The 16122-nt window shown below is 65.6% G+C and carries 7 protein-coding genes and 1 pseudogene; all 8 read left to right on the forward strand.

The window, feature by feature from the left end; genetic code table 11:
- The first annotated feature begins 76 nt into the window (after positions 1-76).
- Positions 77-964: a LysR family transcriptional regulator gene (locus B7D75_RS00195; RefSeq protein WP_034080798.1), complete on the forward strand. Its 888-nt coding sequence runs from the start codon at positions 77-79 to the stop codon at positions 962-964.
- Between the two features lie 101 nt (positions 965-1065).
- A complete protein-coding gene (locus B7D75_RS00200) occupies positions 1066-1281 on the forward strand; it encodes a dodecin (protein WP_003157334.1) in 216 nt (71 codons plus the stop codon).
- Positions 1282-1392: 111 nt separating this feature from the next.
- Complete coding sequence (locus B7D75_RS00205) at positions 1393-1620, forward strand: DUF1161 domain-containing protein (protein ID WP_011979066.1); 228 nt, start codon at positions 1393-1395, stop codon at positions 1618-1620.
- 292 nt (positions 1621-1912) lie between these two features.
- A complete protein-coding gene (locus tag B7D75_RS00210; RefSeq protein WP_107113615.1) occupies positions 1913-3601 on the forward strand; it encodes a ShlB/FhaC/HecB family hemolysin secretion/activation protein in 1689 nt (562 codons plus the stop codon).
- Positions 3602-3713: 112 nt separating this feature from the next.
- The gene (gene tpsA2, locus B7D75_RS00215) at positions 3714-14246 is read left to right on the forward strand and encodes a two-partner secretion system putative hemagglutinin TpsA2 (protein ID WP_107113616.1); all 10533 of its coding nucleotides are present in this window, start codon (positions 3714-3716) and stop codon (positions 14244-14246) included.
- Entirely contained in the window at positions 14243-14713 is a 471-nt protein-coding gene (locus B7D75_RS29270) for a hypothetical protein (RefSeq protein ID WP_153574106.1), read from the forward strand. Before tpsA2 ends, B7D75_RS29270 begins: the two co-directional genes overlap by 4 nt.
- 109 nt (positions 14714-14822) lie before the next feature.
- Positions 14823-15311 (forward strand): annotated as a pseudogene (locus B7D75_RS00225) (transposase); the annotation flags it as partial.
- A gap of 98 nt (positions 15312-15409) precedes the next feature.
- A complete protein-coding gene (locus B7D75_RS29275; RefSeq protein WP_071535417.1) occupies positions 15410-15886 on the forward strand; it encodes a hypothetical protein in 477 nt (158 codons plus the stop codon).
- Positions 15887-16122: the final 236 nt, after the last annotated feature.

Raw genomic sequence — 16122 nt, forward strand, 5'->3', positions numbered from 1 at the left:
CAGAATCTAATCTCCCCGCGACGTAAAAGAAACCGATAAGATTGCTCCAACCTGTCAGGAAAACTCACGCATGGCCATGAGTCGCGAACTGCCCTCCCTGAATGCCCTGCGTGCCTTCGAGGCCGCCGCCCGGTTGCACAGCATCAGCCTGGCCGCAGAGGAGCTGCACGTCACTCATGGGGCCGTGAGCCGGCAGGTGCGATTGCTCGAGGAGGCGCTCGGCGTGCCCCTGTTCGGCAAGGAAGGACGTGGCATAAAACTCACCGATGCCGGGCTTCGCCTGCGCGATGCCTGTGGCGACGCCTTCGAGCGCCTGCGCGGCGTCTGCGCCGAACTGCGCCGGCAGACCGCCGAGGCGCCGTTCGTCCTCGGCGTGCCCGGCAGCCTGCTGGCGCGCTGGTTCATCCCGCGCCTGGACCGGCTCAACCGCGCCCTCCCCGACCTGCGCCTGCAACTGTCCACCAGCGAGGGCGAGCTAGATCCGCAACGGCCCGGCCTGGACGCCCTGCTCTGGTTCGCCGCGCCGCCCTGGCCGGCGGACATGCAGGTGTTCGAACTCGCCCCGGAACGCATGGGGCCGGTACTCAGCCCGCGCCTGGCGCGCGAAACCGGGCTTGCCGAGGCGCCCGCCGCACGATTGCTGGAAGAGCCGCTGCTGCATACCGCGTCGCGGCCGCAGGCCTGGCCGGCCTGGGCCGTGAGCCAGGGGCTGGCGCCCGAGGCGCTGCGCTATGGCCAGGGCTTCGAGCATCTCTATTACCTGCTGGAAGCCGCGGTGGCCGGGCTCGGCGTGGCCATCGCCCCGGAGGCGCTGGTGCGCGACGACCTCGCCGCGGGCCGGCTGGTGGCGCCCTGGGGCTTCATCGAGACCGACGCGCGCCTGGCCCTGTGGGTGCCGGCGCGATTGCACGATCCGCGCGCCGAGCGCCTGGCGCAATGGCTGCGCGAGTGCCTGGCGGACTGAGCGCTGGCGATTTGCTGCACTTTTCCCACTCGGCTAGTGTCCATTGGACAGGGGCGCCGTTCGGGCGCGAAGAAATCCAGGCATCGTCCAGGGAGACAGTCATGTCCAATCATCACACCTACAAGAAGATCGAGCTGGTCGGGTCGTCCAGGACCAGCATCGAGGACGCCATCAACAATGCCCTCGCCGAGGCGGCGAAGAGCATCCAGCACCTGGAATGGTTCGAGGTGGTGGATACCCGCGGGCATATCGAGAACGGCGCCGTCGGCCATTACCAGGTGACCCTGAAGGTCGGCTTCCGTATCGCCGACAGCTGATGGCGTGGCACTCTGAGGGCGGCGTGCCTCCATGGCCGGCGCGCTCGTCTCAACCTTGCCTCATGTGGCAAGCCTGACCCGTTCGGGTCTTCACCCATGCAACGAGGGAATGTGTTCATGAAGAAGTTGATGTTGGCAGTCGGCCTGTTTGCCGTGGCGGGCAGCGCATTCGCCGCCAAGCCCTGTGAGGAACTCAAAGCCGAGATCGATGCGAAGATCAAGGCCAACGGCGTTCCTGCCTATACCCTGGAAATCGTCGACAAGGGCAGCGTCACCGACAAGAAAGTGGTCGGTTCCTGCGACGGCGGCACCAAGGAGATCGTCTACCAGCGCGGTTGATTGCGGGGTTGCGACGAGCAGTATCCGGGGCCGGCTTTCCCATGGGAGCCGGCCCCTTTTCTTGTGCGCGAAAATTCCCCGCCTAGGTTGGGGAACGCTGCAGTTCGTCGAGAAAGCGCTCTATCTAACGGATTAATCCAAAAGTCTATGTTAGGTTTTTCGCTCCAGAGGTGGCCCGTTGCCGCTACCTCGCTACGCCCGGCTCATGGACGACGGTTTTCGGAGCATTCCTACATATCCGCCGCCGCCACCGGGCCGATACTGCGTCCTCTGCATTTCAAGGAACGAAATCGTGGCTATCCCTCGCCTGGCCCTTGTCCTCCTGTGCCTGCCGCTCATGGCCAGCGCCGCCCCCTTCACCTCTCCCGGCGACCGCGACCTGATCCGCGAGCGCCAGCAGCGCCTGCTGGACGAGCAGCGCAAGCGCCTGGAGGAACTCCAGCAACTGCCAGGTAACGAAGCGCCCTCGACGCCAGGCGGATCCGCTGGCGACGGCCGTTGTTTCGACATCCGCCGCATCGAGCTCGAAGGCGCCGAGCACCTGGCGCAGGGCGCCCGCGACGAATTGCTGGCCCCCTACCAGGGCGAATGCCTGGGCGTGGGCCAGCTCAACGCGTTGCTCAAGGCCATCACCGACCATTACCTGGATCGAGGCTACGTCACCACCCGTGCCTACCTGCCGCAGCAGGACCTGGCCTCCGGGACGCTGCGGGTGATCGTCGTCGAAGGCCGCCTGGAAGGTCTCGACAGCTCCGCGCTGGCCAGTCCGCGCGAGCTGGCGATGAGTTTTCCCGGCAAGACCGGCGAACTGCTCGACCTGCGCGAGCTGGAGCAACTGGTCGACCAGCTGGGCCGCCTGCCCTCGCGCCAGGCACAGCTGGAGCTGGTGCCCGGCAGCCAGGTCGGCGGCAGCCGGGTGCGTCTCAAGGGCGAGCGCGACAAGCCCTGGCGCGTCTCCGCCACGCGCAACAACGACGGCGACGTGAGCACCGGCGAGCAGCAGATGGGCCTCGGCCTGGACTGGGACAGCCCGCTGGGCCTGGCCGACCAGCTCAGCCTGCGCGCCAACCAGGACGCGGTGAGCGACCGCTGGCGCCATTCCGACAGCCAGAGCCTGTTCTACAGCCTGCCCTGGGGCTGGTGGACCTTCACCTACGGCTACAGCCAGAGCGACTACCGCACGCGCAACGAGACCAGCGGCTTCCCCTTCAAGCTCGACGGCGACAGCCGCAGCCACCAGTTCCGCGCCGAACGCGTGCTGCACCGCGACGGCGTGAGCAAGACCGCCATGAGCCTGGGGCTCAGCCACCAGCGCACCAACAACTATATCGAAGACACCCGCCTGGAAGACCAGAGCACACGGATCACCGAGACCCAGCTCGGCTTCAACCATGGCCGGCGGATCGGCAGCGGCTTCGTCAACCTCGACCTCGGCTGGCAGCAGGGCATCGGCGCCCTCGGCGCGCAGGGTCGCGGCCAGCCGCGGGGTGACGATGCGCATGCGCGCTACGACAAGTACAGCCTGACCCTCAGCTACCTGCAGCCGTTCCAGCTGTGGGGCGAGCGTTTCAGCTTCGACAGCCTGGCCACCGGGCAGAGGAGCGAGGACGTGCTGTTCAGCCCGCAGCGCATCAGCCTCGGCGGCAACAGCTCGGTGCGCGGCTTCAAAGACCAGACCCTGACCGGCGACAGCGGTGGCTACTGGCGCAACCAGTTGCGCTGGCGGCGCGCGGTGCAGTGGGCGCCGCTGCGGCCCTGGCTGCAGGAATACGGCGTGGCCTTCGCCTACGACGTCGGCGTGATCCGCCACGACCGCTACAACGACGGCGCCAGCGGGCGCATGAGCGGCAACGCCATCGAACTGGATGCCCGCGGCCGCTATTTCGCCGCCAGCGTCGGCTTCGCCCGCTCGCTGGAGCGGCCCAGCGCCATCGAGCGGCGCGAGCACCCGATCTATTTCCGGGTCGACGCGTTCTTCTGAAGACGCGGCGACCTCCTGAACGCTTTAGGAAAGCGCCTTCGTTCATCGAGGCCCTTTCCCTGGACAACCTTGCTTAACCTCGCCGGGCCCCTACCCGCCAAGGAGTGACGATATGGACATCCGCAGCCCCCTGAACCAGTGCATCGCCCTGACCCTGGCCGGCATCCTGTTCCTCGACCCGATCGTCGCGGCGGCGGCGCAGTTGGCGGTGGACGCGGCGGCCGGCGGCAATACCAGCCTCGGCCAGGCGGGCAACGGCGTGCCCATCGTCAACATCGCCACGCCCAATGGCGCCGGGCTGTCGAACAACCATTTCCGCGACTACAACGTCGGCGCCAACGGGCTGATCCTCAACAACGCCACCGGCAAGACCCAGGGCACCCAGCTCGGCGGGATCATCCTCGGCAACCCGAACCTGCAGGGCCAGGCGGCGCAGGTGATCCTCAACCAGGTCACCGGCGGCAACCGCAGCACCCTGGCCGGCTACACCGAGGTGGCCGGGCAGTCGGCGCGGGTGATCGTCGCCAACCCGCACGGCATCACCTGCCAGGGCTGCGGCTTCATCAACACGCCGCGCGCCACCCTCACCACCGGCAAGCCGATCATGGACGGCCAGCGCCTGGAGCGCTTCCAGGTGGACGGCGGCGACATCGCCATCGAAGGCGCCGAACTGAACGTCAGCAACCTCGAACAGTTCGACCTGATCACCCGCAGCGCCACGCTCAACGCCAAGCTCTACGCGAAGAACCTGAACATCGTCACCGGCCGCAACGACGTCCAGGCCGACAGCCTGCAGGCCACTCCGCGCGCCGCCGACGGCAGCGAAAAGCCGCGACTGGCGATCGACAGCTCGGCGCTGGGCGGGATGTACGCCGGGGCGATCCGCCTGGTCGGCACCGAGCAGGGCGTGGGGGTGAAGCTGGCCGGCGACATGGCCGCCAGCGGCGGCGACATCCGCATCGACGCCAGCGGCAGGCTGAGCCTGGCCCAGGCCTCCAGCCAGGGCGACCTGAAGATCGCGGCTCAGGCCGTGGAACTGAACGGCAAGACCTACGCCGGCGGTAGCGCCGAGATCCGCGGCGCGGAGGAGCTGGTCAACCGGCAGAGCCTGGCGGCGCGCGAGCGCATCGCGCTGGACGCCGCGCATATCGACAATGCCGGGGTGATCGAGGCCGGCGTCGATCCGGACAACCGGCGCAACGCCCGCGGCGACCTCGAGCTGCGCAGCGGCACCCTGCGCAACGCCGGCAGCCTGGTAGCCAGCCGCACGCTGGAGGCCAGGGCCAGCCAGGCGCTGGACAACCAGGGCGGCAGCTTGAAGGGCGCGACCACCCGGGTGGCCGCCGGAGACCTGGACAACCGTGGCGGCAAGCTGCTCGCCGAGGGCGAACTGCGGGTCGCGGCGGCGAACCTGGACAACCGCCGGGGCGGGCTGTTGCACAGTCGCGACCGCACCGTGGTCGCGGCGGCCGGCAAGCTCGACAACCGCGGCGGCCAGGTGATCGGCCTGAACGACCTGGAAGTCGGCGCGGCGACGCTCGACAACAGCCAGGAAGGCCTGCTCGGCAGCCAGCAGGCGACCCGCGTCAGCGCCCAGGTGCTGGACAACCGGGCGGATGGCGAAATTTCCGGCAAGCGCGCCGAGGTGCGCATCGGCAGCCTGGACAACCGTAGCGGCAAGCTGCTCGGCGACGACCTGCTGGTGGTCGCCAGCGGCGCCATCGACAACCGCCTCGGCCTGTTCTCGGCGGCCAACCGCCTCGACCTGCAGGCCGGCAGCCTGGACAACAGCGGCAAGGGTACGCTGGCCAGCCAGGGCGGGCTGGTCGCCAGCGTCGCCGGCCTGCTGGACAACCGCGACCAGGGCAACCTGCTCAGCCAGGGCGCGCAGCGCGTGACGGCCGGGCAGTTGAACAACCGAGCCGGCGGCCTGCTGTCGAGCCGCAGCGAGCTGAACGTCCACGGCGCCAGCCTGGACAACCGTGGTGGCATGCTGGTGGCCGACGCCGGTCTGGATGCCACGGGAGGCGCCTTCGACAACGGCGATGGCGGCATCGCCAGCGGCAAGGGCGGGGTGCGCGTGGAGGTCGCCAACCTGCGCAACGACCAGGGCGGCAAGCTGCTCAGCGATGGCCGCCTGGATCTCACGGCGAACGCCGTCGGCAACGCCGGAGGGCGTATCGCCGCCAAGGGCGACCTGCAGGCGACGCTTGGCAGCCTGGCCCAGCAAGGTGGCGAACTGGTCAGCGAAAAGACCCTGAAGGTCGCGGCCGACACGCTCGACAACAGCCAGTCCGGGCTGATCGCCGCGAACGGCGGCATCGCTATCGAGGCGCGACAGGTCGACAACCGCGCCGGCGAGATTTCCAGCACCGCGAAGGTCGCCGTGAACGTCCGCGAGCAACTGGACAACCGCGGCGGCAAGGTCATCGGCGACGGCGGCCTGCGCCTCACCGTGCAGCGCCTGCTGAACCAGGCCAAGGGGGTGCTGGCCGGGCGCGACGGCCTGAGCCTGGACGGCGGCGAACTGTTCAACGGCGACGGCGGGCGGCTCGACAGCCAGAAAGGCCTGGGCGTGAGCCTGGACGGCGCGCTGGACAACCAGGGGGGCGCGCTGGTCAGCGAAGGCGCGCTGACGGCGCGATCCGCCAGCCTCGACAACCGTGGCGGCACCTTCTCCAGCGCCGGCCCGCTCACGCTGAGCAGCCGGGGCGCGCTGAACAACCAGGGCGGTAAGCTGCTCAGCGACGCCGGCGTGGCGCTGGACGGAGCCAGCCTCGACAACAGCCGCGCCGGGGTGATCAGCGCCAAGGGCGCGGTGGATATCCGCACCGGTGCGCTGGACAACAGCCAGAAGGGCACCATCGGCAGCAACGCCGGCGTCACCCTGGCGGCCGCCCGGCTGGACAACGGCCAGCAGGGCCGGATCAGCGCCAAGGGCCTGCTCGACGCCAACCTGAAAGGCCTCGACCAACGCGCAGGTGGCGCACTGGTCAGCGAAACCGGCATCACCCTCGACCTCAATGGCGGCGCGCTGGTCAACCGCGACGGCGGCCTGATCGCCACGCCCGGCGCGCTGCTGCTGCGCCAGCTCGGCGCGGTGGACAACGGCGCCGGCGGGGAAATCTCCAGCGACCGCGCCTTCACCCTCGCCGCCGCCAGCCTGGATAACCGCGGCGGGCGCCTGCTCAGCGCCGACAGCCTGGTCCTGCGCATCGCCCAGGCCCTGGACAACAGCCTGGCCGGGGTGATCTCCGGCGCCACCGGGCTGGACATTGAGGCCGGCAGTTTGGATAACAGCGCCAGGGGCACCCTGGCCAGCCGCGCCGGCATCGACCTGCGCGTCGCCGGCGCGCTGGACAATCACGCCGAAGGCACCGTTTCCGGCGCCCGCCTGACGCTCGCCAGCGCCTCCCTGGACAACAGCGGCAAGGGCCTGCTCTCCGGCAACGCCGGCCTGAGCGTCGCCACTGGCGCGCTGAACAACGCCCAGGGGGGCCAGCTGGTCAGCCAGGGCGCCCTCGATGTCAGCAGCGCCGACCTCGACAACCGTGGCGGCGCCCTCAGTGGCAAGCAGTCGCTGACGCTGGGCGCCGGCAACCTGGACAACCGCGGCGGCCTGCTCACCAGCGACGGCGAACTGGAACTGACGGCAGGGCGCGTCGATTCCGCCGACGGCGGCGAAATCTCCGCCAGGGGCGACCTGCGCCTGACCGTCGAGCGCCTGCTGCAACGCCAGGGCCGGCTGATCGGCGAGCGCGGCGTCCGTCTCGACCTGCAGGGCGGCGACCTGGACAACCAGGGCGGCCTGATCAGCGCCCGTGGCCCGCTGAGCATCGAGCGGCTGAACGTCCTCGACAACCGCCAGGGCGGCGAGATTTCCAGCCAGCAGGGCTTCGAGCTGCTGGCCAGTCGCATCGACAACGGCCAGAAGGGCCGCATCATCAGCGCCGGGAAGCTGCGCCTGGTCGCCGACCAGCTGGGCAATGCCGGTGACGGCCTGTTCTCCGGCTGGGAAGGCCTGGCGGTCGAGGGCGGCAGCCTGGACAACAGCGCCGGCGGCACCCTGTCGAGCAAGAACGGCGAGCTGGCGGTCAGCCTCGCCGGCGCGCTGGACAACCACGGCCAGGGCGCCCTGGTCAGCAAGGGGGCGCAGCGGATCGCCGCCGCCCGCCTGGCCAACGCCGGCGGCATCGTCTCCGGCGAAAGCGACGTGACCCTGAGCATCACCGGGAAGCTGGACAACGGCCAGGGCGGGCTGATCTCGGCGCAGCGCGCGCTGACCTTCGACCGCGCCAGCGCGGTGCTGACCAACGCCGGCGGCCAGGTCAACGGCGGCAGCCTGCTGCTCACGGGCGCCAGCCTGGACAACAGCGGCGGCCAGCTGATCAGCCAGGGCCGGCTCGAGGCGCTCCTCGGCGGCGCCCTGGTCAATACCGGCGGCGCGCGCCTGGCCAGCGGCGGCGACCTGCTGCTGCGCAGCGCCAGCGTCGACAACCGCGGCGGCAAGCTGGTCAGCCAGGGGCTGCTGGAACTCTTCGCCCAGGGCCTGGACAACAGCGCCTCCGGCACCCTCGCCAGCCAGGCCGACATGACCCTGCGCCTGGGCCAGGGCGCCCTGCGCAACCAGCAGGACGGCCTGGTCTTCAGCCAGGCCGGCGCCCTCGACGTGCGGGCCGGCCGCCTGGACAACCGCCAGGGCACGCTCCAGGCCCAGGGCGACAACCGCCTGCGCCTCGACGCCGCGCTGGACAACCGGGGCGGCCGTCTGGACAGCCGGGCCGGCAACCTCGACCTGCAGAGCGCCAGCCTCGACAACGGCGCCGGCGGCGTGCTCAACAGCGCCAAGGGCTGGCTGAAGCTGCTCACCGGGCTGTTCGACAACAGCGCCGGCATCACCCAGGCGCAGTCGCTGGAGATCCAGGCCCAGCAAGGCGTGCGCAACCAGAAGGGCCATCTCTCGGCGCTGGCCGGCGACAACCGCATCATCACCGCCGACTTCGACAACCAGGGCGGCGGCCTCTACGCCAGCGGCCTGCTCAGTGTCAGCGGCCAGCGCTTCCTCAACCAGGGCGCGGCGGCGGGCCAGGGCGGCAAGGTCGGCGCCGGGCGCGTCGACTTCAGCCTGGCCGGCGCGCTGGCCAACCGCTTCGGCCAGCTGGAAAGCGAAGGCGACCTGCTCCTGCGCGCCGCCTCGATCGACAACAGTGACGGCAGCCTGCGCGCCCTGGGCCGCAGCGGCAGCACGCGGCTGGTCGCTGGCGAGCTGAACAATGCCTACGGCGCGCTGGAAAGCGCCAACCAGGACCTCGACCTGCAACTGGGCAGCCTGGCCAACGCCGGTGGGCGCATCCTGCACACCGGCAACGGCACCTTCGGCCTGGATTCCGGGCAGGTGATCCGCGCCGGCGGCGAGCTGACCACCAATGGCCTGCTGGACATCCGCGCCAGCGAATGGACCAACAGCAGCGTGCTGCAAGCCGGACGCCTGAACCTGGACATCGGCACCTTCCGCCAGACCGCCGAGGGCAAGCTGCTGGCCGTGCAGTCCTTCACCGGCCGCGGCGGCGACTGGAGCAACGACGGCCTGCTGGCCAGCGACGGCAGCTTCCGCCTCGACCTGAGCGGCGGCTACCGTGGCAACGGCCGCGCCACCAGCCTCGGCGACTTCGCCCTGAACGCCGCCAGCCTCGACCTCGGCACCGCCGCCAGCCTCGCCGGCGGTGCCAATGTCACGCTCGGCGCCGGCAACCTGCTGGTCAACCGTGGGCGGATCACCGCCGCCGGCGACCTCGTGGCCAGCGCCGCGAGCCTGAACAACTACGGCACCCTGGGCGGCGGCGGCAACCTGCGATTGAACGCGCCCGCCCTGCTCAACGAGCGCGGGCTGCTGTTCAGCGGCGCCGACATGACCCTGCGCGCCCGCGACATCACCAACCTCTACGCGGATGTGTACAGCCTCGGCAGGCTGGATATCGCCCGCGACGATGCCGGCGGGCGCGCCGACAGCCTGCGCAACCTCTCCGGGGTGATCGAGAGCGACAAGGACTTCAGCCTGCGCGCCAGCCTGATCGAGAACCGTCGCGCCGTGCTGGAAAGCAAGTCGGGCCTGTACACCGCGAAGATGGAGCAGACCGCCTGCATCGAAGGGGTCAACGCCGGCGACTGCAGCGGCAAGCGCAATGCCATCTGGACCGTCACCCAACGCGACAAGACCGAGGTCACCGCCAGCAGCGCCATGGGCCAGCTGCTGGCCGGCGGCGACTTCGCCATCGACGGCGGCACCCTGAGCAACGTCTCCAGCCTGATCGGCGCCGGCGGCAACCTCACCGCCAATCTCGAGGTCCTCGACAACCAGGGCCTGGAAACCGGCGAGCTGGAAACCATCCGCGTGCTGCGCACCGCCCGTGGCGGCGATATCGGCGGCATCGACCAGAAGTCGCGCAACTTCACCGACCTCTACTGGTACCAGAGCGCCAACTTCGACCCGGCGCGCGCCGGCGAGATCCCCGCCGCGCTCAACGCGATCCTCAGCGACTGGTCCTTCGAGTACGAATTCCCGAGCAAGGGACCGACCCCGATCAGCACCGGCGACCAGTCCTACGCAGCGGTGATCCAGGCCGCCGGCAACGTCACGGTGAATGCCGGCAAGCGCATCAACAACAGCGTCATCCGTCCCGGCTACACCTTCGTCGGCAGCGGTCGCCAGGTGGGCGACAGCGCGGTGGGCGGCAGCGGGGTTTCGGTGGTCGTGCCGCTGACCTCGCAACTGCCGCCCGACCTGGCGCGGCGCCAGGTCAACCCGGTCACCCTGCCCGGCTTCAGCCTGCCGCAGGGCGACAACGGCCTGTTCCGCCTCAGCTCGCGCTTCGCCGAGGACGGCAACGCCAGCGCCGCGCTCGGTGCCGGCGCCGACCGCACCCAGGGCGGCAGCGGCGTCTCGGTCGGCCAGCAGGGCGCCGGCAACGCCGCCGGTACCTGGCAGGGCCAGGGCGTGCGGGTCGACGGCCTGGCTGGCGCGGCCAACGTCCAGGGCCAGGGCGGCAGCGCGCTCGGCGGCAGCCTGCCGGGCGTCGCCCGGGTCCAAGGCGTGCCCGGCAACGCCACGCCGAGCGCCAGCCACAAGTACCTGATCGAGACCAACCCGGCGCTCACCGAGCTGAAGCAGTTCCTCAACTCGGACTACCTGCTCAGCGGCTTGGGCATGAACCCGGACGCTAGCAAGAAGCGCCTCGGCGACGGTCTCTACGAGCAGCGGCTGATCCGCGACGCGGTGGTGGCGCGCACCGGCCAGCGCTACATCGACGGGCTGAGCAGCGACGAGGCGTTGTTCCGCTACCTGATGGACAACGCCATCGCTTACAAGGACAAGCTCCAGCTGCAACTGGGCGTGGGCCTGAGCGCAGAGCAGATGGCGGCGCTGACCCACGACATCGTGTGGCTGGAAGAGGTCGAGGTGAACGGCGAGAAGGTCCTCGCGCCGGTGGTCTACCTGGCCCAGGCGGAGGGTCGGTTGGCACCCAACGGTGCGCTGATCCAGGGCCGCGACGTGAAGCTGGTGAGCGGCGGCGACCTGCATAACGTCGGCACCCTGCGCGCGCGGAACGACCTCAGCGCGACGGCCGGCAACCTCGACAACAGCGGCCTGATCGAGGCCGGCAAGCGCCTCGACCTGCTCGCCGGCGACTCGATCCGCAACCGCCAGGGCGGGGTCATCGCCGGGCGCGACGTGAACCTCACCGCGCTGACCGGCGACGTGATCAACGAACGCAGCGTGACCCGCTACGACAGCGCCATCGACGGCCGCACCTGGGAACGCAGCTTCGCCGACAGCGCCGCGCGGGTGGAGGCGGCGAACAGCCTGAACGTCCAGGCCGGACGCGACATCGCCAACCTCGGCGGGGTGCTGCAGAGCCGCGGCGATCTCAGCCTCGACGCCGGACGCGACGTCACCGTCGCCGCCGTCGAGGACCGCCAGGGCCAGACCCGCTGGAGCACGTCGCGGCTCCAGAGCGTGACCCAGCTCGGCGCCGAAGTCAGCGCCGGGCGGGACCTGAACGTCAGCGCCGGTCGCGACCTGACGGCGGTGGCCAGCACCCTCGAAGCGCGCCGCGACATCGCCCTCTCCGCCGGGCGCGACGTGACCCTGGCGGCGGCGGCGAACGAGGAGCACGCCTACAGCAAGACCAGGAAGGTCACCTACCAGGAAGACAAGGTCGCCCAGCAAGGCACCCGCGTGGAGGCTGGCGGCGACCTGGCGATCAATGCCGGACAGGACCTGCGCCTGATCGCGAGCCAGGCCAGCGCCGGCGACGAAGCCTACCTGGTGGCCGGCGACAAGCTGGAACTGCTGGCCGCCAACGACAGCAGCTACTACCTGTACGACAAGAAGAAGAAAGGCGACTTCGGCCGCAAGGAAACCCGGCGCGACGAAGTCACCGACGTCAAGGCGGTGGGCAGCCAGATCAGCAGCGGCGGCGACCTCACCCTGCTCAGCGGCGGCGACCAGACCTACCAGGGCGCGAAGCTGGAATCCGGCAACGACCTGGCCATCGTCAGCGGCGGCGCAGTGACCTTCGAGGCAGTGAAGGACCTGCACCAGGAGAGCCACGAGAAGAGCAAGGGCGACCTGGCGTGGCAGTCGTCGAAGGGCAAGGGCCAGACCGACGAAACCGTACGCCAGACCCAGATCGTGGCCCAGGGCAACCTGGCGATCAAGGCCGTGGAAGGGCTGAAGATCGACCTCAAGCATATCGACCAGAAGACCGTGAGCCAGACCATCGACGCGATGGTGCAGGCGGATCCGCAACTGGCGTGGCTGAAGGAGGCCGAGCAGCGCGGGGATGTGGACTGGCGCATGGTGCAGGAGGTGCACGATAGCTGGAAGTACAGCAACTCGGGCATGGGGCCGGCGACGCAGATCGCTGTCGCCATCGCGGCGGCAGCCATCGGTGGCATGGCGGCAGCGGGAGCGCTCAGTGGTGCAGGAGTGGGTGCCAGTAGCTTCGCCATGGGCGCAGGAGTTGGTGCGGCAGGAAGCCTGTCGGGCACGGCAGCGGTCAGCCTGATCAACAACAAGGGCGACCTCGGGAAGGTGCTGAAAGACAGCTTCAGTAGTGACAGTCTGAAGCAGATTGCTATTGCGAGCCTGACCGGGGGGCTGACGGCTGAGTACTTCGACGGGATTCTTCAGACCAAGACTGATCCGCTTACTGGAAAGGTCACGGTAGACCTCAGCAGCCTATCTGGTGTTGGTCGCTTCGCTGCCAATCAGGCGATGCAGAACGCTACATCCACTGTACTGAGCCAGGCCTTGGGCCAGGGCGGGAGCCTGAACGAGGCGCTGAAGAGCGCGCTCTACAACAGTTTCGCGGCGGCAGGTTTCAACTTCGTCGGCGATATCGGCCAGGAATACAGCCTGAAGCCAGGCGATCCGTCGATGGTGACCATGCACGCCCTGATGGGTGGCCTGGCGGCGCAGGTCAGCGGTGGCGATTTCGCCACGGGCGCCGCGGCAGCTGGCGCCAATGAAGCGCTGGTGGCCAAGCTAGACCAGGCCTTCAAGAGCTTGAGCCCTGAGAACCGTGAAGCCATGGTCACTATGGGGTCGCAATTGGTTGGTGTTCTGGCTACGGCGGTACGCGATCCTGATGCGACAGGCAAGGCTCTGGAAAGCGCTGCTTGGGTAGCGAAGAACTCGACGCAATACAACTTCCTGAACCATCAGGATGTGGCCGATCTGGATAATGCCTTGCAGAAATGCAAGTCCCAGGGAAATTGCCGTCAGGTAGAGGAAGAGTTCAAGGCGCGTAGCGACGAGAACCGGCGGAGGTTGAATGGCTGCGTGGCTGCGGGCAATTGCGCGGAGATTCGTGCGGAGATCGATGCGGGGTCTAGGGCTCTCAACGAGTTGGTGGCCCGGCAGGAAACAGCTAATCCGGGAGGAAGTGACAGCGATATAGCCTACGGTTTCCTGATGGGCCGAAACGTCGTCGACTGGACGACGGCTGGTCAGTTGCACCTGGAGCAGACCGCCAACCTCTGGTGGAACGGCAATCCACAGTGGCAGAAGGAAGTCGGTGCATACCTGGACCAGACGGGGTTCAATCCGTTCGGAATCGGCGTTCCGGCAATGGGCGGTGCCGCTGGCAAGGTATCGGCCAAGGCGCTCATGAATGCGCTGAAGGCGGGAGAGTTGCCCAAAGGAGAGGTGGCCCCAGGAAAGGCTAATCTGCCTACCATTGGGGCGTTGGCGGATGCTGAGGCGGGGATGCCTTATACCCATCCGGTGAAAGAAGCAACTAAAACAAAAATACCAAATCCTCCTCGTGCAGAAGGGAACTTTACTGGTGGCCCCTTAGAAAATGCTATTAAGACTAGCGGTAGGTTTAAGCTAGATGGTGGGCCGGCCAATGGAGTACTATATAGATCTGATAATAAGGGGAATGTTACAAGTTATGCTGTATATGACTCGGCTGGCATGATTATTAAAAGGGTCGATGTAAGCGGGGCTTCGCATGCAAACATACCCACGCCCCATGTAATAGAGTATGGTAGAAATATATTGCCAGACGGAAGTGTTAGAGTGCAATCTCCATCAACTAAATTAGCTCCGCGCCCTGCTAATTCGGATGAGATACCATGAAAAAAATAGTATCTTTTAAAGATTTAAAGTGTTTGAGTAATTATGAATTATGGAGGTCCGGCTGGGAGAATAAGAATGAGATTGATGTATTTTCATATATTTCCTATGTAATCAGGCCAGAAGACTTATTGATCTTAGGGAAATTGGTTTTTCCTGATTTTATCTTGGATAGGGGGGCGGTAATACTGGAGATGAACTATGAGGAAAAAAAATTTAATGCCTGGATGGCAAGATTCGAAGATGATATCCAGTCTGTAGAGAGATTTATTAATCATACCCATATTTATGATATTTTTTCCGGGTGCAATGAGGATGTAGAAGATGAAATTTTTGAGCAGCTTGCTCATATGCTTTCTCTATCATGGCGCTTAATTTTAAAAGAGAAATTTCCAGATAGAGATTTTTCGGTTTTGCTATCTTACTCAGATCAAGATTATGGCCCTACTATTACTTTTTTCCAGAAATAAAAATACTTTATTAAATAAAGAATAAATAAAGGGGGGTAGATTTATTTTCCCTACTCTAATTTTTCTAAGCAAGGAGGCTCCAGCGCAGACGCCGTAAGGAGGCTCCGCGATGCCTAGGCAAGGGCGAGTGGTTTTACCGAATTATCCGCTTCACGTGGTCCAGCGGGGACACAATCGGCAAGTGGTATTCGCCGAGGACGAGGACTACCAGCGTTACCTCTCCGATCTACGGGACCTCAAGGATGCCTTTGGTATCAAGGTCTACGCATTTTGCCTGATGACCAACCATGTCCATTTGCTCTTGGCGCCTGGTGATTCGCTGTCTGGCTTGGCGCAACTGATGAAAACGCTGGCGGCGCGCACGACACGATATCGGAATCACCTGGAGGGTCGTTCCGGAACGTTGTGGGAAAGTCGCTATAAATCGAGTGTCGTACAGAGCGATGCCTACCTGCTGGCGTGTTGCCGGTACATCGAACTGAACCCTGTTCGGGCGCGGATGGTGGACGATATGGCGGCCTATCCCTGGTCAAGTTATGGGCTGCGGGCGGATTGGTTGAAGGAGCCAAACTGGTTGGATATGGATCCTTGCTTCATTGGAGATTAGAGTACAAAGCCCGACGGGACCTTTGTGACAATTATGAAGGATGGAATAAATAATACTTCCGTAAAGAATGCGCTGAAAGGCAGTCCACAATGATTAATGTTTCCGAAGATTTTAAGAATTGGTTGGTTAGTTGCATAGGGCTCCGGCTGCTCCTGGCTTTGGGTTTGTTCCATGTATTTGAGTTGAAGAAAAACGGCGCCCCACAGGCAGTAAGTCTTTTTTTTGATGGTCGGGAGGGGAGCGGAACTTTAATGTGTGCTCCCGATGGCGCGTCTATAGCTTACAACTCAGATGCTGTTTCAGAATGCGACTTGGGGGAGTTTGGAGCGGAAAAAATTTTCTCATTGGTGAATGATGAGAGTTTTTCGTCAGTCATAGGAGAAGAGTTGATTTTGGTCTCGCTAATTATATCATCCGTTGAAGGCTCAGTTGCTGGGGTGTCTCTCCAATTTGGAAACTTCCAATCTTTGAGTCTGATTAACCTGGGTGATGAGCTATTTATTTACAAAGAGATACCCCCTGAAATTGTTAAGTGTGAAGGGCTAGAGTTTGTGAGGCTCTCTTGATGTAGAAAATCTTTTTCTCAAAATAAGTGAGAAAATAAAGAGGGCGTATTTATTTTTGCTGCTCTAAAACTAAAAGGCAGGTAGGTTTACCTCCTTTCAGTAATTCCCTGTTCTTTAAAAATTTACCTTTTCAGTTTTAGAAGAAAAGCACTGTGCAGGACCTCCCTGTCGCTACTTCCGCATAGTCCTGAACCCCCGGCCTCGCTATCCCTGGCGGGTCGCTCGCCGAGGCAACG

The organism is Pseudomonas paraeruginosa, from assembly GCF_003025345.2.
GTDB lineage: Bacteria > Pseudomonadota > Gammaproteobacteria > Pseudomonadales > Pseudomonadaceae > Pseudomonas > Pseudomonas paraeruginosa.